The organism is Proteus hauseri (genome assembly GCF_004116975.1).
In the GTDB taxonomy this organism is placed as follows: Bacteria; Pseudomonadota; Gammaproteobacteria; order Enterobacterales; family Enterobacteriaceae; genus Proteus; species Proteus hauseri.
Genome location: NZ_CP026364.1, coordinates 1,443,691 through 1,464,925 on the forward strand (window position 1 = coordinate 1,443,691; position 21,235 = coordinate 1,464,925).

Consider the following 21,235-nt stretch of genomic DNA (forward strand, 5'->3'; position numbering starts at 1 on the left):
TATGGATTTTAGGAGAACTCGTATGGCAACAACAACGACAGCTCCAGCCGCAAAACAGCTGACATTATTAGGCTTTTTTGCTATTACTGCCTCAATGGTGATGGCAGTCTACGAATACCCGACATTTGCAACGTCAGGTTTTAGCTTAGTTTTCTTCTTATTATTAGGTGGATTGTTGTGGTTTATTCCTGTTGCCTTGTGTGCAGCTGAAATGGCCACAGTTGAAGGTTGGGAAGAAGGAGGGGTATTTGCTTGGGTTTCAAATACCCTTGGCGAGCGTTGGGGCTTTGCGGCAATTTCATTTGGTTATCTACAAATTGCGATAGGCTTTATTCCAATGCTGTATTTTGTATTGGGTGCACTGTCTTATATCCTCAATTGGCCTGAACTCAACACCGACCCAATAACCAAAACTATTGGGGCACTGGTTATTTTGTGGGTACTAGCATTTACCCAATTTGGTGGGACAAAATACACCGCAACCATTGCTAAAGCCGGCTTCTTCGCAGGTATATTATTACCCGCACTCATTTTAGTATTTTTAGCTATCAGTTATTTAATTAATGGCGCTCCTTTAGCTATCGAAATCAGTGCTGACACCTTTTTCCCTGATTTCACTAAAATCGGTACGCTAGTCGTTTTTGTTGCCTTTATCTTAAGCTACATGGGGGTAGAAGCTTCTGCCACTCATGTCAATGAAATGAAAAACCCTGGTAGAGATTACCCTATCGCGATGTTTTTACTCATGATAGCCGCAATTTGTTTAAGTTCAATAGGTGGGCTGTCTGTTGCTGCGGTGATCCCAAACAGTGAGATAAACCTTTCTGCGGGTGTAGTTCAAACCTTTAATGTATTAGTCACTCATTTTAATTCAACTCTTGAATGGGCTGTAAGAATTATTGCTGCATTACTGCTACTGGGAGTGCTTGCAGAGATAGCTTCGTGGATAGTAGGGCCATCACGCGGTATGTATGTTGCTGCTCAAAAAGGAATTTTGCCGCAAAGCTTTGCTAAAGTGAATAAAAATGGTGTACCAGTCACACTGGTTATCTGCCAGTTATTGATTACAACGGTTGCCATTATTGTGCTAACGAATACAGGGGGCGGCGGTAATATGTCCTTCCTAATCGCTTTAGCACTGACCGTCGTTATATACCTATGCAGTTACTTTATGCTATTCCTTGGCTATATACATTTAGTGCGTAAACAGCCAGAGAAAAAACGGGCATTCAGTATTCCGGGTGGTAAAACATTTAAAGTTATCGTCGCATTAGTCGGGTTGATTGTCTCTATATTGGCATTTATCGTTTCATTCTTCCCACCAAGTTCATTACCAGGTGGAACTAGCGATAATACTTATGTAACACTGCTTGTAGTAAGTTTTGTGGTTATTTTCTTACTGCCGTTTATTGTTTATGCGCTTCATAACAAACAAGGTAAGAAAACCGGCGTTGTGATGGTACACATCAAAACGCACAATGCGCCAACCAACCACTTTTTTATTCACCCTCGTGCACGTTCGACTTATCATTTAGTACATGATGATAAGAGCAATAAAGATAGTGAATAATTAATACTAATAACAGCAACCTGTTGGTTGCTGTTATTTCGACAGCTGACAAAATCCTCGCTTTTTAGTGAGGATTTTCTCCTAATAAGATGAGTAAAAATAAGGGTTTTATTGCATTAAAACAAAAACAGCTAAGTTCTCGATTTTACTCTGTGCTCTTATCATGCTTTTAATCCGAAAAGCCTTCAAATAGCTTCATTATCCGACAGATATTATGGCTCAATCTATTTGCGAGTATTTAACATACGCAAAAGGATGTCATAGAGGAATAAATGCCCCTAGATTGTTTTTTGAATGGGATGATGGTTAGAAAATAACGAAATAGAAGTATTTTGATAGTCAGTCTAACAGCCAGATTAAATTGGTAAATAGCTATCAATAAGTATCCCTTTTCGCTCTCTTACGCACAATGGTGTATACTCGCTGACAAGAAAGTTATTCACGGTTAATTAATAATGAAAGAAATCGAAAAAGCACAAATTAAACTTCTTAGCGACCGTTTAGATAGTATTCGTCACCAGATGGCAAATATGCAACTGACGAACGAAGCGGAAAAGTACACAGAACTTGAGAAAGAAAAAGCGACGCTAGAAACTGAAATCGTTCGTCTGAAGGCGGTACGTAACAATAAACTAAGCAAAGAAGCGCAGAAATTAGTAAATATGCCATTTAAACGCCCTATTACTAAGAAAGAACAAGCTGATATTGGCAAGCTGAAGAAAGCAGTGCGAGGCTTGATAATTGTCCACCCAATGACGGCATTAGGCCGCGAAATGGGGCTGGATGATATGACTGGTTTTTCTAAGACTGATTTCTAGTTATAAAATCAACCCAACTAAAATCTGTAATGACCCACTAATACTAGAAGGTTCTTAATATACTTTTCGTTGTTATGAACCGTTTAACTCACAGCATAAAGCTGGCTTTAACAATTTAGTTAAAGTTAAAAATAGTGATTTTTCTTACTAATCCCACCAGCACCTTGCAATGCTTCACGGTCATTGAAACTTAAAAACTGATCTAGTTTTATATCCCAATCCTGTGAAAAAACCAGCTTATGGCGCAGCAAAGTCGAGCCACATATTGACGATACGGTTTAATTCTTTGAGCTCATTTTCACGTAGATAATTCTTCGCAATCGTAACATCCGTTTTACGCACTTCGTCCGATTTATAGTTGATTAAGGCTGACTGGCATCTGCGCGACTGGCAATAAGCTCTGCCGTTGTCATAATGAATATTTCTTTCACCCGTAAATACACCCGCCGCTAACTGGCGCGAATATTACGGATGCGTTCGAGCATCTCATCAAATGGCCTCCACTCTATCCGTTATACATAAACTATGAAATTGCCTCCACTCTCTATACGTTATGCATAAACTATGAACAACAATATAGCATATTTAACAAAAAAATAAGGCCATCAATGAATAGATATCAAGCACATTATTTTATGTAAAAACAATGTGCTCCCATTTTTATATTCTCTCTCTGCCAGAAAAACACTCATGCATTTTTTCTGTCATCACCCACAGTGCTTTATTCAATTTAATATCACCATCGATGCCATTCACTGAACGAGTGCGAGCCCACTTACCTTTAGCGCTCCGACCAGATAATCCTCCCTTGATTAAATTCTCCTGTAAGCATTGATGCTCTTTACCAAAGCGATACTTCATTCTCCAGTAGCGTGAGCCTTTAGCTGTAACCAAGATATAAATCACCGCCATCAATGAATTTATATGACTTCTCTTTAGGCTTTGCAGTCTCAACTTGACGGGCTGTTAGTGTCATTGGGGGCACCTCATTTTGGGAGAATTTTTAGTGCCCCTGAATGTGTCTCCAAAAACCTATTGATGTAGGTTGACTTTGGTTGACATCAGTTGAGTTGAACGTGGCTTAATAGCTGATATTATAAGGAATTAATTGAAATTTGTGGAGGTGTATTGAACTTGAGTGGCGGAAGATCACAGGAGTCGAACCTGCCAAGGACCGCTGGCGGCCCCATCTGGATTTGAAGTCCAGCCGCCCCACCGGGGACGATGATCTTCCTTTTTAGGAGTATTATTAGGAAATAACGAGCTGATTATACGCTGAATCATTTATATTCCCAAGTATCCTAAATCAATAAAACCTCTTTCAAAGAAAATAATCCCATTTTTGAGTAAAACTGCTGATAATGACCGCGATACTATTGAACTTATACTGTTTCATCCTCATCTTACTATCTATAACGAATAAACATTAGTGGTGTGTTTCATATCACTACAACCCAATTAACAGGATGTTTTTATGTCAAATCCATTAGTTAGCACAACGGGATTACCTGCATTCTCCCAAATAAAACCAGAACACGTTGTACCTGCACTGAAAGAAATTTTAGCAACCTATCGCGCAACTGTTGAGAAATTACTCGCTGACAATACTCAATTTAGCTGGGATAACCTTTGCCAGCCTTTAGCTGAAGCGGGCGATAAACTTGCCCGAGCATGGTCTCCTGTTAGTCATTTAAATTCAGTAAAAAACTGTACTGAATTGCGCGAAGCTTATGAACAAAGTTTACCATTACTCTCTGAATTTAGTACTTGGATGGGTCAACACGAAGGGTTATATCAAGCCTATAAATCAATAAAAGAAAGTGCTGATTTTAATCACCTCACCCAACCACAGAAAAAAGCCATAGAAAACGCACTACGCGATTTTGAGCTATCTGGTATTGGCTTACCAAAAGAAAAACAACAACGTTTTGGTGAAATTAGTGCGCGTATGTCAGAGCTTGGCGCAAAATTTGGTAATAATGTGTTAGATGCAACAATGGGTTGGTCTAAATTAATTACCGATGTAAATGACTTAGCAGGGATGCCACAAAGTGCTATTGATGCAGCCAAAGCTATTGCAGAGTCTAAAGAACAAGAGGGCTATTTATTAACACTTGATATGCCTAGTTATCTGCCTGTAATGACTTACGCTGATAACCGCGAACTTAGAAAAGAGATGAGCATCGCTTATAGCACGCGAGCCTCTGATCAAGGCCCTAACGCAGGTCAGTGGGATAACAGTGAGATTATGGCTGAAATCTTAGCGTTACGTCATGAATTAGCACAGTTGTTAGGTTTTAAAAACTACGCTGAAAAATCACTAGCAACTAAAATGGCACAATCACCAGAGCAAGTCCTTAATTTCTTAACCGATTTAGCACAACGCGCTCATTCTCAAGGTGAAGCAGAGCTCGCTGAATTAACGCAATTTGCCAAAGAACACTATGGTGTTGATAAGTTAGAACCTTGGGATCTGGCTTATTACAGTGAAAAACAAAAACAACATCTATTTTCCATCGATGATGAACAATTACGTCCTTATTTTCCTGAACAACGTGCGCTCAGTGGATTATTTGAAGTAGTTCATCGTATTTATGGTTTAACCGCTAAAGAACGCAAAGATATCGACACATGGCATGATGATGTGCGTTTCTTTGAGCTTTATGATGAGAGCAATACCCTACGCGGCAGTTTCTATCTCGATTTATATGCCCGTGAACATAAGCGTGGCGGTGCATGGATGGATGATTGTATTGGCAGAATGCGTCATGCTGATGGCTCACTACAAAACCCAGTTGCTTATCTCACCTGCAATTTCAATAAACCTGTAGGCGATAAGCCTGCACTCTTCACTCATAATGAAGTCACAACGCTATTCCATGAATTCGGTCATGGCTTACATCATATGCTAACGCAAATTGATACCGCTGATGTTGCAGGTATTAATGGTGTGCCTTGGGATGCAGTCGAATTGCCAAGCCAATTTATGGAAAACTGGTGCTGGGAGCCTGAAGCATTAACCTTTATTTCTGGACATTACGAAACTGGTGAACCTCTGCCACAAGCAATGTTAGAAAATATGTTAACAGCAAAAAATTATCAATCCGCAATGTTTGTGTTACGCCAATTAGAATTTGGTCTATTTGATTTCCGTTTACACGCTGAGTACTCACCAGAAAAGGGGGCTCGTATTATGGAAATTTTAAATAGCGTGAAAGAGAAAGTCTCTGTGGTACCTTCTGCACCGTGGGCACGTTTCCCTCATGCCTTTAGTCATATCTTTGCAGGCGGTTATGCTGCGGGCTATTACAGCTACTTATGGGCGGATGTTTTAGCTGCGGATGCATTCTCTCGTTTCTCTGAAGAAGGTATTTTTAACCGCGAAACAGGCCAATCATTCCTTGATAACATTTTAACGCGTGGTGGTTCAGAAGAACCAATGGAACTATTTAAACGCTTCCGTGGTCGTGAGCCTAAGCTTGATGCAATGCTCAAAGGCTATGGTATTAAAGGGTAATCTGTGAATATCTGTTTAGTTTGTGAAGAAGGCGCTGATAACAGCGCCTTATCTGATTTAGCCACGCGTTGGGGATTGGTTCACGACGATACTCAAGTAATGGCGTTAGTTTTAACGCCAACTCACCTTGAGCTACGTAAGCAAGATGAGCCTAAATTAGGGGGTATTTACGTTGATTTTGTTGGTGGCACTATGGCGCATCGTCGTAAATTTGGTGGTGGCCGTGGCGAAGCTGTTGCAAAAGCTATCGGTATTAAAAAAGATTATTTACCCGATGTTGTGGATGCAACAGCCGGATTAGGTCGAGATGCCTTTGTACTTGCTTCTATTGGCTGTAACGTAAGAATGGTCGAGCGTCATCCTGTTGTTGCTGCATTGCTTGAAAATGGTTTAACACGCGCTTATGCAGATGCGGATATTGGTGAGTGGATGCAAGAGCGCATGAAGTTAATCCATGCTTCATCAATCCAAGCACTAACGGAAATAACCCCCCCACCCGATGTGGTTTATTTAGACCCTATGTATCCTCATAAAACTAAAAGTGCATTAGTTAAAAAAGAGATGCGCGTATTTCAATCTTTAGTGGGTGCAGATGAAGATGCAAATGCATTACTGACACCAGCAATGAATTTGGCGAAAAAACGAGTAGTCGTAAAGCGTCCTGATTATGCTGAGCCGTTAAACAATCAGCCTTCACATGCTAGTGTAACAACCAAAAATCATCGTTTTGATATTTATCCCTGCATTTAATTTATTCGTAATAACAATTTATTCGTAATAACAAAATAGTTGAGGGGCATTTAGCCCCTCTTTGCTACTAGTTTTTAATTTTTTGTAATACTAATTTTTCAGCTTATTGAATGGTATATCCACCATCAATGACAAGATTATGGCCATTTATCATATCTGAAGCGTTACTCGCTAAGAACACAGCAGCGGCCGCTATTTCTTCAGGCTCTGCAAAACGTCTTGCAGGAATTTGAGCCTTCATGTTTTCTCCCTTTTCACCTTCCCACGCTTTCTTTCCTAAATCGGTCATCACAATAGTTGGCGATATTGCATTGATTTGTAATCCTTTTGGCGCCCATTCTAATGCCATAACTTTTGTCATATTAATAATTGCCGCTTTACTGGCACAATAAGCAATATGTTCAGGCAATGCGATAACCCCTGCTTGAGAAGCTAAATTAATAATTTTACCTTGTCCCCTTTGCAACATATGTCGACCGACTTCTTGGCATAATAAAAATGTACCTGTTAAATTGACAGACAAGGTTTTATTCCAATCATCAAGGGAAAGTGATTCTGCGGGTGCTAATGCCACAATACCTGCACAATTTACCAAAATATCAATACGATCAAACTCTTCAATCACCGAATGTATAGCTCTTTTTACAGACTCATCATTTGAAACATCGCACTGAATACCCACCGCATTATTTAACCGCTGAGCGATTTGCTCGACCTGTTCTGATCTATCTAATAATGCGACTTTAGCGCCTTTCTCAATAAACATTTGAGCCATTGAAAGCCCTATACCAGCACCACCCCCCGTGATCACCGCGACTTTGTTTTGGAGTGTAAAATCAATCTGAGTTGCCATACATCCTCCTGCTATAAAATGAATACTCAATTAAAGAGCCACTCTTTTAAGCATAGCAGATGAAAAATTAGGCTAAGAATATAAGGGGATTATCTGGCAAAGTCTGACGGGTGTTTAACACCCGTTCAGAATAAAGAAAAATACTACAATACACCTTGCGCTAGCATCGCATCGGCAACTTTTACAAAACCCGCAATGTTGGCACCTTGAATATAGTTAGTTTGCTTACCTTCACCGCCGTAATTTACGCAAGCGTGATGAATATCTAACATAATATGATGTAGACGAGCATCTACCTTCTCAGCTTTCCAACTCAAACGTGCTGCGTTTTGAGCCATCTCTAAACCTGATGTGGCAACACCACCGGCATTGGCGGCTTTACCTGGAGCAAATAAAACACCAGCTTCAATAAAGGCATCCGTTGCTGCAATTGTCGTTGGCATATTCGCGCCTTCTGCAACGGCTTTAACGCCATTTTTGATTAACACTTTAGCCGCTTCAAGATCTAATTCATTTTGTGTTGCACAAGGCAGTGCAATATCAACAGCAACAGCCCAAGGTTGTTGCCCTGCAAGATAAGTCAGACCAAACTCTTTGGCATATTCTTCAACACGACCATAGTTATTTTTAATCTCAGTTAAGCGTGCAAGCTTTTCCGTTGTAAAACCGGCTTCATCAACAACCGTTCCACCAGAATCTGACGCAGTGACAACTTTTGCACCTAGCTCTAAACATTTCTCGATAGTAAACTGCGCCACATTACCTGCGCCAGAAACCGCTACACGCATCCCATCAAGAGACATACCATGACGTTTAAGCATTGCGTTAGTAAAATAAACTAAACCGTAACCTGTCGCTTCTGGGCGAATTAAACTACCACCAAAAGAAAGCCCTTTGCCCGTAAATACACATTCATTGCTGTTAGACAGTTTTTTCATCATCCCTGCCATAAAGCCAACTTCTCGTGCACCTACGCCAATATCACCTGCAGGCACATCCGTATTTGCCCCTAAATGACGATAAAGCTCAGTCATTAATGCCTGACAAAAACGCATTACTTCACCATGACTTTTACCTTTAGGATTAAAGTCTGAACCGCCTTTAGCGCCACCCATTGGCAATGTAGTTAATGCATTTTTAAAAGTCTGTTCAAAACCAAGGAATTTTAGGATTGATAGATTAACTGAAGGGTGGAAACGCATCCCTCCTTTGTAAGGGCCAATAGCAGAGTTAAACTGAATACGCCATGCGCGGTTAACCTGGACTTGTCCTTTGTCATCTAACCAACAAACACGAAACTGAATAATACGTTCAGGCTCAACTAATCGCTCAAGTAATGATTGTTCACGATATTGTGGATTTTTATCTAAAAAAGGCCACAAAGTAGTAAATACTTCACGTACCGCCTGATGATACTCAGGTTGATGAGCGTTATATTTTTCTACCCCTTCTAAAAATGAAGACAACGAGCCAGATATAGTCATTCAGCTATTCCTTTTTTGTGTGATGTGATGTGTGTATAACCTCATTTATTCGGAATATTTTTGGGTTTTGTGAGGTCGATATTGTTTTGCCTCTTGAATATATCATTAAAACACATTCACACTTCAAGACATTTTTTTCATAATTAGACAAAAAAAAAAGCTTGACCCTTCGCAAGGGTATTCAAATCAGGAATTGTGGGCAAAAAAATACCTGCATAAGCAGGCATTTTTTTTGCTTAAAAAAGCAATTAATTATTCTTCATCATCTTTTAGAGGAACAATTAACATATCAACATGGACCGTGTTGATGAGCTGACGCGCTGATGACATCAACTTACTCCAGAAATCTTGATGATGACCACAAACGACTAAATCCATATCGTATTTTTTAATTGCATCAACAAGGACTTGACCTAAATCACCACTACCACTGAGTGTTTCCTGAATTTCATAACCAGAGTTATCAGACAGGTCTTTTAATGCGTTACGGGTTTCATCAGTGATGCGCTGTTGCATATCACCAAGGTTGACATCAATTAGACCCGTGTACAGATCAGAATAGTTAACATCAACGTGAATTAAGGAAACTTTGGCATTATAGGGTTTTGCCATAGATACAGCTTTCTGTACCAAGACGTTACTCTCAGGGGATAAATCAACTGCCACTAGAATATGCTTATAAGCCATCGTGAACTCCTTCCATAAGCTGATTAATCGGTCGGAAAGGCTTTACGCCTATATCCTTTACATTAAATATAACGTTTTAAGATGAAAGTTAGATGTCGTCTAGATCACAACTTAACGCAAATTACATCAAGAGAGCATCTATCGGTAAATAACAATATACTACATTTTACATTAGCACTATCTAGCTGCCATCGAAATGAGCATAATAATGTGAATTTAGTACAAAAAATAATAAAAACACCCTTTTAGAGTTAATTTTTAATCCATTCTTTGAAAAACTAATCAACTTGATAAAGTCGCTTTTATTTATTTGGTAATTTCACCTAAACTTAAATAAGAGAAAAAATAACCTCTGTAGGTAAAGGTTTTCTCATCTCAGAATCAATTATTCTAGGGAGGGGATTATGTTTAGTGTCATTGTTATATTTTGGGCGCTGTGTATTCTTTGCCTGATTAATATGATGCGTTATTTCTCATCTATTCGGGTATTATTATCCATATTGCGCCAATCGGATCCTTTGCTTTATCAATCTGTTGATGGCAATGGTTTTTTTACTACGCATGGACAGTTTTCAAAACAGCTACGTCTTATTCGTTATATTAATCAGCGACAATATACTAACCATCATGATCCTGAAGTCATCATGCGCTGCGAGCGAATTTATCGACAATTTTACCTTATCAGCCGTTTTTGTATTCTTGTCGTCGCTAGTCTAATCGCCTTATTATTTTGCTAATTATAGATAAAAAAACGGTGACTAAAAGTCACCGTTTTTCAATAATTAGGATCTTGTTACTGTTATCAGCTGCTCACGAGAAGTGATAACGATATCCAATAAAGCACACCGGATAAGATGATACTGACAGGTAAAGTTAAAATCCAAGCCAAAGCAATGCTTTTCACTGTCTTAGTTTGAACACCACCACCATCAATAATCATAGTACCAGCAACGGCAGAAGAAAGGACTTGTGTCGTTGATACAGGCATACCTGTATAACTTGCCACACCGATAGAAACCGCTGCAGTTACCTGAGCAGAAACACCTTGAGCGTAAGTCATACCTTTCTTACCAATTTTTTCACCAATAGTTACGGCAACACGCTTCCAACCAACCATAGTCCCAATAGAGAGCGCTAAAGCAACAGAGATAATGATCCAAATTGGAGCATATTCCACTGTATTTAGCAGGTCACGGCTCAATGTTTTTAAGAACCGCGCATCTTGGGTACTTGTTTCTGGTAGTTTAGCAACTTCTGTTGCTGTATCGGCAATACACATCAGTAATCGACGCATTTGAGCACGTTGGTCTGCACTCAGTTCATCGTAAGAGCTTATATTTGCAAGCATTTGCTCTGTTTGATTAAGAACAATTGGTGTTCTTGCACTATTACAATGAAATTCATCGTCAGCTGTTACAGATTCGGCTGATACTGCTGGTGTATTTTCAATAGCGTGCTGTAATGCTGGCTGATGTTTTTCATAATACTGTTGTAAATGTACAACGGCATCATGGGTTCGAGTGATGTCATATCCACTCGCATTCATATTGACGACAAAGCCCGCAGGCGCCACGCCAATAAGAACCAGCATGATAAGACCAATCCCTTTTTGCCCATCATTCGCACCATGAGAGAAGCTCACACCTATCGCAGATAAAATCAGCGCAGTACGAGTCCAGAATGGTGGCTTACGCTTACCATCTTGTTTCTCACGTTCTGCTGGTGTTAGGTGAATACGGCGGCGTTTTTTCGTTCCACTCCAGTAACGGCGTAGAATAAAAATCATCGCACCCGCAATAACTAAACCAACAATTGGGGAAAGAATGAGTGAAAGGAAGATACTGATCATTTTTGGTACGTTTAACGCATCAACAATGGACGAGTCCGTGATGATAGCGTTCGTTAAACCGATACCAATAATTGCACCTATTAGCGTATGTGAACTTGATGCTGGAATACCTAAATACCACGTACCTAAGTTCCAGATAATGGCGGCTAACAGCAACGAGAAAACCATGGCGAGGCCATGTGAAGAGCTCACATTTAGCAGAAGGTCTGTCGGTAACAAATGAACAATAGCATAAGCTACGCTCAACCCACCGAGCAAAACCCCGAGGAAGTTAAACACACCCGCCATCACGACCGCAAATTGCGCTCGCATTGCACGAGTATAGATAACAGTTGCTACCGCATTTGCGGTATCATGGAAGCCGTTAATAGCTTCGTAAAATAGCACAAAAATAAGTGCTAAAACCAACATTAAACCTGTATGAAATTCCAGGCCAGTAAACAAATGTAGCATAGACGTTAAGCCAGTTAGTTGGACATGAACGCGGCGCATTATCATGGACAAATGCGAACGGTGGAAGCGAAATTTAACCTTTTTTTGATTTGATAACTAAGAAACTCAAAGTGTTTCCCTAATAATACTTTATATATCATTAGATTAGCAAAAAAATAAAAAAAGTAAATTTCTGTCAATATTTCAGCTTGCTAATAAGAATTTAGGTGAAAAATGTGGATTTCTCCATATAATTTTACAAATTTACTCTGATCTTACGCAAAAATCATTGATAAGTAATTAGAGATAACCAAAAACGAGACTTTATTGTGGGATCATTCGATACAGTAATTATAGGTGCAGGAGCCGCTGGGCTCTTTTGTGCATCAATAGCAGGACAAGCCGGTTTATCTGTTTTAGTGCTCGATAATGGCAAAAAAGCCGGTCGAAAAATTCTTATGTCAGGGGGCGGTCGTTGCAACTTTACTAACATGTATATCGAACCTTCTGCCTATTTGTCAGAAAATCCCCATTTTTGTAAGTCAGCACTTGCTCGCTATACACAATGGGATTTTATTGAGTTAGTACAAAAATACAAAATTGCCTATCATGAAAAAACATTAGGACAGCTATTTTGTGACGACTCAGCACAGCAAATTGTTGATTTATTGCTCACAGAGTGCCAAAAAGGGAAAGTGAGTATTCGCTTACGTAGCGAAGTGACTCAAATAGAAAAAATGGCAGACGGGTTTACGATTTTTGTTGATGGTAATGAAATTTCGACCCCTTCAGTAGTGATAGCAAGCGGTGGTCTTTCCATGCCAGGCTTAGGTGCTACCCCCTTTGGTTATCGCATCGCAGAGCAATTTAACCTTCCCGTTTTACCTACTCGAGCAGGCTTAGTCCCTTTCACTTTGCATAAACCATTATTAGAACAGCTAAATTCGCTTTCTGGTGTTGCGGTACCCGCAATAGTGACTGCAAAAGATGGTACTAGCTTTAAAGAAAATATTTTGTTTACTCACCGTGGACTTTCTGGCCCAGCTATTTTGCAAATATCAAGCTATTGGCATCCTGGTGAGTATGTGAGCATCAACTTACTTCCTAATATTGATCTTCAAGCATCGTTGCAAGCAAAACGCCAAGAGCACCCTAATCAATCATTAAAAAATACCCTTTCTCGTTTATTGCCAAAACGTCTTATCGAAATAATGATTGAAACAAAGCAACTACCTGATGTGGCTTTAGCTCAACTAAGTAATGAACGTATAGAGCAAATTGTAACGCTACTACAATCATGGCAAGTACAACCCAATGGCACTGAAGGCTATCGTACAGCCGAAGTCACATTAGGAGGCGTCGATACTCGCGCCCTTTCCTCTAAAACGATGGAAGCCTCCAGCGTTAAAGGACTCTATTTTATTGGCGAAGTGGTTGATGTAACAGGCTGGTTAGGCGGATATAACTTTCAATGGGCATGGAGTTCAGCTTATGCCTGTGCTCAGGCACTTATTTCAACGCCTAAATAAATATTATTGAGTTTAAAAATTATAAATTACAACATACCAAATACAGCCATCATCAATCATTGATGGCTTATTATTATTTAATTTTTGATTTATTCTCATAACCTTGCCATATCCTCTATTTTAATATGGATATAATCGATATTTTACTCCTATTTCTACTTTAATAACCCTACAAAGAATATGATTAACTCTTTGGTTATATTAATCTTTTAAAAAAAAAGAAAAATAAAATAACTCTTTAATCAGAGGGTTAACTGTATTTCTATGTTTTATCGTATTTTGTTTAAAAAAAAGACTTTACAAATGATACTGAGAACCATTATCATTATCAACACTTTCAGATGCACCTCCTTCAGGGTCATATGAAAGAACGACATTGCTCACATTGCTTCCAGTGTTTTATTTTAGCCAGCCGGGTGCTGGCTTTTTTCTTTCCTACTTTTATCTTCTTCCACTAAGTTCTTCTTCGATGTTTTTGTTCTCTCTTATTCAAATTATTTGGATCCTCAGATTAAATTCCTCCGCTGTTTTACTTTGTGCTATTGCGTAAACTGTGTTCAACAACTTCAGAGAAGGAAATACACAATGATTTATCTACGCAAAGCAAATGAAAGAGGACATGCTAATCATGGTTGGCTAGATAGCTGGCATACCTTCTCTTTCGCAAATTATTATGATCAAAACTTTATGGGTTTTTCTGCTTTACGCGTGATTAACGAAGATCGTGTTCTTGCAGGTGAAGGTTTTGGTACGCATCCTCATAAAGATATGGAAATTTTAACCTATGTACTTGAAGGTAACATTGAACATAAAGACAGCATGGGTAACAAAGAAAATGTACCGGCTGGTGAATTTCAGATAATGAGTGCAGGTACTGGAATTACTCATTCTGAATATAATCCTAATCGTCAGCAAGGGCTGCATTTTTACCAAATTTGGATTATGCCAGACACCCTAGGTATTACACCGCGTTACGCTCAACGCCGCTTTGATACAACAGAAAGCAAACAGTTGATCTTATCGCCAGATGCTCGCGATGGTTCGTTAAAAGTTTTTCAAGATATGACGCTATGGCGTTGGAACTTGAAAAAAGGCGAGCTAGCCGAATATCAACTAGAACAAGGTCGAAATGTTTGGTTACAAATAGTCAAAGGTAAAATAACTATTAATGACACAATTGCGACCACGAGTGATGGTGTTGCTATCTCAAATGAGGATATTATTCGTTTCGTTGGCGACGAAGACAGTGAGGTTTTACTGTTTGATTTGCCAGCAGTAACAGCATAGTTGGGTTACCACCCTAAAGTCACTTTTTCTCTAAACAACCTATTTCACTTTGTTTTCTTTTGAATCCCCTGAATGACGAAAGTAGTTCAGGGGTTTTTTTACTTATTTTTCGGTAAAAAATCCCAAAGTGGTAAACTACCGACTTTGGGACTGTATTATTAATGATTATTTAGCAATTAACTAATAACTAACGTTTTGGTCCAACTTTTGTGAGAGCCTGACCTGCTGGTGTATCCGTATATTTATCGAAGTTTTTCACAAAACGATCTGCAAGATCATCTGCTTTTACATCCCACTGAGTTTTATCTGTATAAGTATCACGGGGATCTAAAATCTCACCATTAACACCGGGTAGCACAGTTGGGATCTCTAAATCAAACACTGGTAATGTTTTCGTTGGCGCTTTATCAATATCACCACTTAAGATGGCATCGATAATCGCACGGGTATCTTTAATTGAAATACGTTTACCTGTTCCATTCCACCCCGTATTAACAAGATAAGCTTTAGCACCTGAATCTTGCATACGTTTTACCAATACTTCAGCATATTGCGTTGGGTGCAAAGATAAGAAAGCCGCACCAAAACATGCAGAAAATGTTGGCGTAGGTTCTGTTACACCACGCTCTGTACCTGCTAATTTTGCGGTAAAACCAGATAAGAAGTGATATTGCGTTTGCTCTGGTGTTAACCGTGAAACAGGGGGTAATACACCAAAGGCGTCTGCAGTTAAGAAAATAACTTTCTTAGCGTGGCCCGCTTTAGACACTGGTTTAACGATATTATCGATGTGATAAATGGGATAAGAAACTCGGGTATTTTCTGTTTTTGTACCATCGTCAAAATCAACTGAACCGTCAGATAACACCACTACGTTTTCTAATAGAGCATCACGTTTAATTGCACCGTAAATATCTGGCTCGGCTTCTTTTGAAAGATGAATAGTTTTTGCATAGCATCCACCTTCAAAGTTAAATACGCCGTCATCATCCCAACCGTGTTCATCATCACCAATCAGTTTACGCTTAGGATCTGTAGAAAGTGTGGTTTTACCTGTACCCGATAAACCAAAGAATATGGCAACATCTCCACTTTCACCAACGTTTGCAGAACAGTGCATAGAGGCGATGCCTTTAAGAGGAAGGAAGTAGTTCATCATAGAGAACATCCCTTTCTTCATTTCACCACCGTACCAAGTACCACCAATTAACTGAATGCGTTCAGTTAAATTAAATGCAACAAAGTTCTCTGAATTCAGCCCTTGTGCTTTCCAATTTGGATTTGTACATTTCGCACCGTTCATCACAATAAAGTCTGGTGTAAAATTCACCAACTCTTCTTGTTCAGGACGAATAAACATATTCTTAACAAAATGCGCCTGCCAAGCCACTTCCGTGATGAAACGAACTTTTAAGCGAGTGTCTGCGTTGGCACCACAAAAAGCATCAACAACAAACAATCGTTTGCCTGATAGTTGTTCAGTAACTAATGATTTTAAATCAGCCCAAACCTCTTGAGATAACGGCTTATTATCATTTTTACCTTTACCCTGATCAGCCCACCAAACTGTGTCACGGGTTATATCATCACGAACAATGTATTTATCTTTCGGAGAACGTCCAGTGAAAATACCAGTATCAACGGCAATAGCACCTAATGAAGTTAAGGTGCCACGCTCATAACCTGTTAATTCAGGTTTAGTTTCTTCATCAAATAACAGCTCATAGCTAGGGTTATAAACGATTTCACTAATGTCATGGATACCATATTGCTGGAGATCCTTTGGGGTAAGACCTTTAACGCTCATAGTTTTGCTCCTGATAAATAGACTTTTCTATGAACAATATTAAGGTGTTACGATTTATTAACAGCGATTGTTATCAATATTTTGAAAATTTATAATTTTTTTATGTTCAGAACGAGAGCTAATGCACAAAACTACAGTAAAATTGTTGAATAAAAAAGGGTGCAAAATAGCACCCTTCTTATAATATCACCTTGCTAAATCGAATCAGTGCAATTCTGACTTATCTAACTTATTGATATTCTTAATATCATCCTCATTGAAGATGTAGTGTGTACCACAATACTCGCATTCCATATCAATATTTCCTTGTTCTTGCAACAGGTGATTCACATCTTCTTCTGACAATGTTACTAATGTATCTTCACATCTTTCTCGAGAACAAGTACAACGAAATTCAACACGTTGAGGCTCATAAAGCGTCACATCTTCTTCATGATATAAACGATGCAATATCTCTTTAGTATCAAGAGCAAACAGCTCTTCTGCTTTTATCGTATGGGTCAGTTGGGTCAATAATTCAAAATGTTCCGCAGTCTGTTCTACGGAGTGTTCTTCAGTAGCGGGTAGCACTTGCAATAGCATACCAGCCGCTGCGGCTTTACCCGCTTGCATACCACTACGAATGAAGACTTGAGTAGGTAACTGCTCAGACTGTTTAAAATAGTTATCAATACAAGCTTCTATGGTTTCACCATCAAGGGCAACAATCCCCTGATAACGTTCACCTTTTTTAGGTGTAACAGTGATAACCATAAAACCATTACCGATCATCTCTTTTAGTGTACTTCCTGCTTTAACATCTTCTTCGCCAACGCGTGCAACACCACGCATTTGTTGGTTGTTATTACCATTAATTACGACCAAACGAACAGGACCATCACCTTGTAATTGAACCGTAATATCTCCTTCAAATTTAAGCGTTGCTGTTAACAAACTTGTTGCAACGAGTAAATCACCCAGAAGACATTGAACTGGCTCAGGATAATGATGATTTTCTAACATTGATTGATAGGTTTCAGTCACATTGACTATTTCACCGCGTACCGCGTTTTTTTCAAATAAAAAACGTGATAAAGAGTCTTTTTTAGACATAATTTTCTCTCATTTCAGGGAGTCGGTTAATCCGACTCTTGTAAATTTGTCTGTTTGAAGCGAAGTAAGGTGCGTCTTTCCTTTTTATCAGGACGACGTTCAGGATGAGGCATTGTTAACGCATTCATTTTCCTTGCTAGAGCAATTTTTTCTCTTTTAGCAATACTCTCTGGCGTTTCGCAATACAGTGCCTGTGCTTGTGTAGCACCTTGTCGCTGTGCACTTACCATTAAAATGGTTACCGTCCGTTCATCATTACCTTGTCGTAGACGTATTTCAGCACCGACTTCAACGGTTTTACTCGGCTTACCTCGCACACCATTGTAATGGACTTTACCGCCCTCAATCATCGTGCGTGCGATAGCTCGTGTTTTATAAAAACGTGCAGCCCAAAGCCATTTATCTAAACGGACACCGCTTTCTTGCGATAGTTGACTCATCCTTTCTCCTTAAGCTTCTTTGTGAAGGCGATAGTGATAACACATAGCCTTCCACAACAAAGTGCTTACTGAGGAGGGCGATAAAAACAGTGCTCGTAATAGAGGCTGATTTTATTCATGCGTTGGTTATTATGTCGCCGACGCCGGATGATAAGAAATAGGTTCAACATAAGGAACCCTATAGCAACGAGTAATAATAACGTATTACCGATATAATATAACATCGTCATTGAGTCTGGCAGGCTATGCAAAAAGATCTGTAAAGTGCCATTCGCATCAACAACCATTCCGGTGATAACACCACCAGTATCAAAAGGTGTATGTAATAAAATATCTGATAAACGTTGAAGTTCTCGCCATTGTTCTAGCGGGGTTGGTTCAAATACAGAATTTGAATTTGACGCGTAATCAACGAGCTGCTTTCTTTCATCACTGATTAACAGCACACCTCCTGGTGGAGGGCTATTTAACAGTATTGCGGCTTTATCTATTTCTCTATAGATAAAAGAAGATGTGGTGGTGTCGATGAGCTTTTCCAAGGCCTCAGCACTAACTGCACGTAATAAAACATTGGTACCCGTCAATTTGCCACTTTCTGCTCGTTGTACTAACGCTGGCCAATCATTGACGTTACTTAAATTAACCAACGCCATTTTAAGCCGAATACATTCATTTTCTCTTGGGCATAAATCTTGTGTTTTCAATATAATTCCATCGAAATTATCTAAAAGATTCATACCCGATTTGGTAATTGCTTGTCCTAAACTTGGGTTCACCCGATTATTAGAAATAGGATGTAGTTGTTCTTCAACCGTATGCAGTAAAGCCGCTGCTTTTTCTATCGTACTTGATTCTGGCATTGGCATCGGATTACTGTTATTCCAATAAATTCCTGAACAATCAAAGGGAGCAAAAATTGTTTTATTATTTTTACTTGAAAGGTTAGGCGGCATATAGCACATCCCTACCCCTTTAGCCTGAATAATATCACCCACATGCAATGTCGTGGTTTCCAACTCTGTAAAATTTGTCACTAAATGAGGTTCGGTATCTTTCAACCATGAAAAACTTAATTTCATAGAAAGAGAAAGGGGTTGATAAAGATACAACATCACAATAATAAAAAGACTCCATAAAACGAAAATAATATTTTTAATATAACGTTTATATGGATAATTTTTTTCTTCATCATGCAAAGAAAGATAGCTACCTTGCTTTATTACATGATGATTAGGATACATTTCTAAATAAGTAACTTTATCAATATCATTTTGGATATAAGGCTCCCAATGTGGGGGATAAACAAGATCAATACCCCCTAAAGAGATATTTTTAACTTGCCCATGATCAAAGTTACCAAAAAGCCCCCAACGCTTTAAACGACCTTTAAAACAGTGAACTTCTTGTTTACGTGGTTTAATGAGTGGTCGGTGAATGAGAAATATTCCGAGAAGAAAAAAGGCACCACCAGTTGCTAAAATCAAAGGGAGAAAAACTTGGGGCATCATCAATGCTGTTAGCCATAATGTCAGCCCAATACAAACAAAAGAGCCATCCCAAAAGCCTGATGAATTATGTAATCGGTACTCTTCGTTAGTTTCTTCACGGATCTGCAATAAATGGGCTGCATCACCCTCATTTTTTTGAATGGTTGATGAACCATTTGCCAATATAGGTTCTGAAAGTTGTTTTAGGCTTAATGCAGAAAAATGTGATTTCTCATCTTTTAAAAAGTGCCCATTAACACCCACAACAATAGGGATTGATGGGGTACAAACAACATCTAAAACATTCTCTTGTTGGAGATAAGGGACTAATAAAGGGGGAATATGAATTTCTACGGCATCAATATAATAGCGCCAATGGTTTAACCCTTCGGCAGAACCAGCAAATCGATTAACGATATTGCGTAATGTCGTCACCACCTCGCCTTTGGCGGGTATTTCAGGAAAGTTTTGTAATGAATAACCCGAAGAAAAATCTGATGTACCAAAATAAGATAAATAATCAGCAATAAGCCCATAATCATCTGGGGTAAGTTTACGATGAGTGGGTTTTGCAAGCGAGGGAAGATGATGTGAGTCATCAAGCCGCCTTCTTTTAAAGAATAGAAAGGCGGCCATTATAAATAGGCTAATCATAAAGATAGCCAATATAATGACTGATAATCTCATTTTTTCCCCATGCTTATACTGATGCTGCGTAATAACAATAACAAAATTGAAACCCTGCCTAACATAAGGCAATTCCTATTCTTTTGTTCTATTTTTTATTTAAATACAATAGATTATATTTTTGTAGTCGCGTTATAATTTATAACTCTTATCAATTTTATATCCGCCTACTGCGCTATCTTCAATTAAAATAGCGAATCAATAAATAATAATATTCTCAAAAAATCAATCAATAACTGGGTGTAGTAGCGGAGTGTACTCAATTTTCCCTTAAAAGCTAAATCTAATTGTTAGATTTATTTTGTCATTAATGTGTTAAATTCGGGTTAATCTCTTTTATTGTCAGGGGCTGTTATGAACCAACTAAAAAAACCAAATATACTTAATATTGATAACATTGCCCGTTCTCGATTATTTCAGATCCAATCCGTTAATCTGGAATTTAGTAACGGGGAAAAACGTATTTACGAGCGTATGAAACCCGCTAATCGTGAAGCGGTGATGATTGTTCCAATTATTGATGATCACCTTATTCTTATTCGTGAATATGCTGTTGGTATCGAAAGCTATGATTTTGGTTTTCCTAAAGGAGCGATTGATCCAGGCGAAAATGCAATTCAAGCAGCTAACCGAGAACTCAAAGAAGAAATTGGTTATGGTGCCCACTGTTTAACTGAAATTGCAAAACTCTCTATGGCTCCTTCTTATTTTTCTAGCAAAATGAATATTGTTATTGCTGATAATCTTTATCCAGAACAACTTGAAGGTGACGAGCCAGAACCATTGATCCAAGTTCGTTGGCCTATCGCAAAAATGATGGATTTACTCGATCACCCAGATTTTACTGAAGCACGCAGTGTCAGTGCGCTATTTCTAGCTCATCGTTTTTTACAAAAACAGCAATAGTAAGAAACTAAAAAGCCGGATTATTACATCCGGCTTTTTA

General features: G+C 38.8%; 16 protein-coding genes, 1 tRNA gene and 3 pseudogenes. 8 read left to right on the forward strand and 12 right to left on the reverse strand.

Going from position 1 to position 21,235, the window contains the following annotated elements:
• The first annotated feature begins 22 nt into the window (after nucleotides 1-22).
• On the forward strand, nucleotides 23-1,570 hold the full coding sequence (gene gadC / locus PH4a_RS06545; RefSeq protein ID WP_129038683.1) for a glutamate/gamma-aminobutyrate antiporter: 1,548 nt from the start codon (nucleotides 23-25) through the stop codon (nucleotides 1,568-1,570).
• Between the two features lie 455 nt (nucleotides 1,571-2,025).
• Entirely contained in the window at nucleotides 2,026-2,388 is a 363-nt protein-coding gene (locus tag PH4a_RS06550; protein WP_129038685.1) for a YibL family ribosome-associated protein, read from the forward strand.
• A 140-nt stretch (nucleotides 2,389-2,528) separates the two neighbouring features.
• Here PH4a_RS06550 and rhuM read toward each other — a convergent pair.
• The 4 genes and pseudogenes from rhuM to PH4a_RS06565 all read right to left on the reverse strand — a co-directional run.
• Nucleotides 2,529-2,882: pseudogene (gene rhuM, locus PH4a_RS06555) on the reverse strand (RhuM family protein); the annotation flags it as partial.
• A gap of 166 nt (nucleotides 2,883-3,048) precedes the next feature.
• Nucleotides 3,049-3,225 (reverse strand): annotated as a pseudogene (locus tag PH4a_RS18160) (DUF932 domain-containing protein); the annotation flags it as partial.
• Nucleotides 3,226-3,364, reverse strand: a pseudogene (locus PH4a_RS18165) (Arm DNA-binding domain-containing protein); the annotation flags it as partial.
• A 163-nt stretch (nucleotides 3,365-3,527) separates the two neighbouring features.
• Nucleotides 3,528-3,622, reverse strand: a tRNA-Sec gene (locus tag PH4a_RS06565).
• Nucleotides 3,623-3,862: 240 nt separating this feature from the next.
• Here PH4a_RS06565 and prlC point away from each other — a divergent pair.
• Nucleotides 3,863-5,905, forward strand: a complete 2,043-nt coding sequence (gene prlC / locus PH4a_RS06570; RefSeq protein ID WP_129038687.1) for an oligopeptidase A — start codon at nucleotides 3,863-3,865, stop codon at nucleotides 5,903-5,905.
• A gap of 3 nt (nucleotides 5,906-5,908) precedes the next feature.
• Nucleotides 5,909-6,655: a 16S rRNA (guanine(1516)-N(2))-methyltransferase RsmJ gene (rsmJ, locus tag PH4a_RS06575; protein ID WP_129038690.1), complete on the forward strand. Its 747-nt coding sequence runs from the start codon at nucleotides 5,909-5,911 to the stop codon at nucleotides 6,653-6,655.
• Nucleotides 6,656-6,758: 103 nt separating this feature from the next.
• Here the strand turns inward: rsmJ and PH4a_RS06580 are convergent, their stop codons facing one another.
• The 3 genes from PH4a_RS06580 to uspA form a co-directional block, all read right to left on the reverse strand.
• Entirely contained in the window at nucleotides 6,759-7,508 is a 750-nt protein-coding gene (locus PH4a_RS06580) for an SDR family oxidoreductase (protein WP_129038692.1), read from the reverse strand.
• Nucleotides 7,509-7,651: 143 nt separating this feature from the next.
• Complete coding sequence (gene gdhA, locus PH4a_RS06585) at nucleotides 7,652-8,992, reverse strand: NADP-specific glutamate dehydrogenase (RefSeq protein WP_129038695.1); 1,341 nt, start codon at nucleotides 8,990-8,992, stop codon at nucleotides 7,652-7,654.
• Nucleotides 8,993-9,244: 252 nt separating this feature from the next.
• Nucleotides 9,245-9,679, reverse strand: a complete 435-nt coding sequence (uspA, locus tag PH4a_RS06590; protein ID WP_004246661.1) for a universal stress protein UspA — start codon at nucleotides 9,677-9,679, stop codon at nucleotides 9,245-9,247.
• 404 nt (nucleotides 9,680-10,083) lie between these two features.
• On the opposite strand from uspA, the gene uspB reads away from it, so the two are divergent.
• Nucleotides 10,084-10,416, forward strand: coding sequence for a universal stress protein UspB (uspB, locus tag PH4a_RS06595; protein WP_064718307.1), 333 nt, complete (start codon nucleotides 10,084-10,086; stop codon nucleotides 10,414-10,416).
• Between the two features lie 65 nt (nucleotides 10,417-10,481).
• Here uspB and pitA read toward each other — a convergent pair whose 3' ends face one another.
• Nucleotides 10,482-11,981, reverse strand: a complete 1,500-nt coding sequence (gene pitA, locus PH4a_RS06600) for an inorganic phosphate transporter PitA (RefSeq protein ID WP_129041834.1) — start codon at nucleotides 11,979-11,981, stop codon at nucleotides 10,482-10,484.
• Nucleotides 11,982-12,289: 308 nt separating this feature from the next.
• Between pitA and PH4a_RS06605 the strand changes: the two genes are divergently transcribed.
• Together PH4a_RS06605 and PH4a_RS06610 are read left to right on the forward strand one after the other, a co-directional pair.
• Nucleotides 12,290-13,489, forward strand: a complete 1,200-nt coding sequence (locus tag PH4a_RS06605; protein WP_129038697.1) for a BaiN/RdsA family NAD(P)/FAD-dependent oxidoreductase — start codon at nucleotides 12,290-12,292, stop codon at nucleotides 13,487-13,489.
• 585 nt (nucleotides 13,490-14,074) lie between these two features.
• A complete protein-coding gene (locus PH4a_RS06610) occupies nucleotides 14,075-14,776 on the forward strand; it encodes a pirin family protein (protein ID WP_129038700.1) in 702 nt (233 codons plus the stop codon).
• A gap of 187 nt (nucleotides 14,777-14,963) precedes the next feature.
• On the opposite strand, the gene pckA is transcribed toward PH4a_RS06610, so the two are convergent.
• The 4 genes from pckA to umoB all read right to left on the reverse strand — a co-directional run bounded on the left by pckA (nucleotide 14,964) and on the right by umoB (nucleotide 20,289).
• Nucleotides 14,964-16,583: a phosphoenolpyruvate carboxykinase (ATP) gene (pckA, locus tag PH4a_RS06615; protein WP_129038702.1), complete on the reverse strand. Its 1,620-nt coding sequence runs from the start codon at nucleotides 16,581-16,583 to the stop codon at nucleotides 14,964-14,966.
• A 204-nt stretch (nucleotides 16,584-16,787) separates the two neighbouring features.
• The gene (hslO, locus tag PH4a_RS06620) at nucleotides 16,788-17,675 is read right to left on the reverse strand and encodes an Hsp33 family molecular chaperone HslO (protein WP_129038704.1); all 888 of its coding nucleotides are present in this window, start codon (nucleotides 17,673-17,675) and stop codon (nucleotides 16,788-16,790) included.
• 26 nt (nucleotides 17,676-17,701) lie between these two features.
• Entirely contained in the window at nucleotides 17,702-18,115 is a 414-nt protein-coding gene (gene hslR / locus PH4a_RS06625) for a ribosome-associated heat shock protein Hsp15 (protein WP_064718312.1), read from the reverse strand.
• Nucleotides 18,116-18,180: 65 nt separating this feature from the next.
• The gene (umoB, locus tag PH4a_RS06630) at nucleotides 18,181-20,289 is read right to left on the reverse strand and encodes a flagellar biogenesis regulator UmoB (protein WP_129038706.1); all 2,109 of its coding nucleotides are present in this window, start codon (nucleotides 20,287-20,289) and stop codon (nucleotides 18,181-18,183) included.
• Nucleotides 20,290-20,643: 354 nt separating this feature from the next.
• Between umoB and nudE the strand changes: the two genes are divergently transcribed.
• Nucleotides 20,644-21,195 (forward strand): ADP compounds hydrolase NudE, encoded by a 552-nt coding sequence (gene nudE / locus PH4a_RS06635; protein WP_129038708.1) that lies wholly within the window; start codon nucleotides 20,644-20,646, stop codon nucleotides 21,193-21,195.
• Nucleotides 21,196-21,235 lie beyond the last annotated feature (40 nt).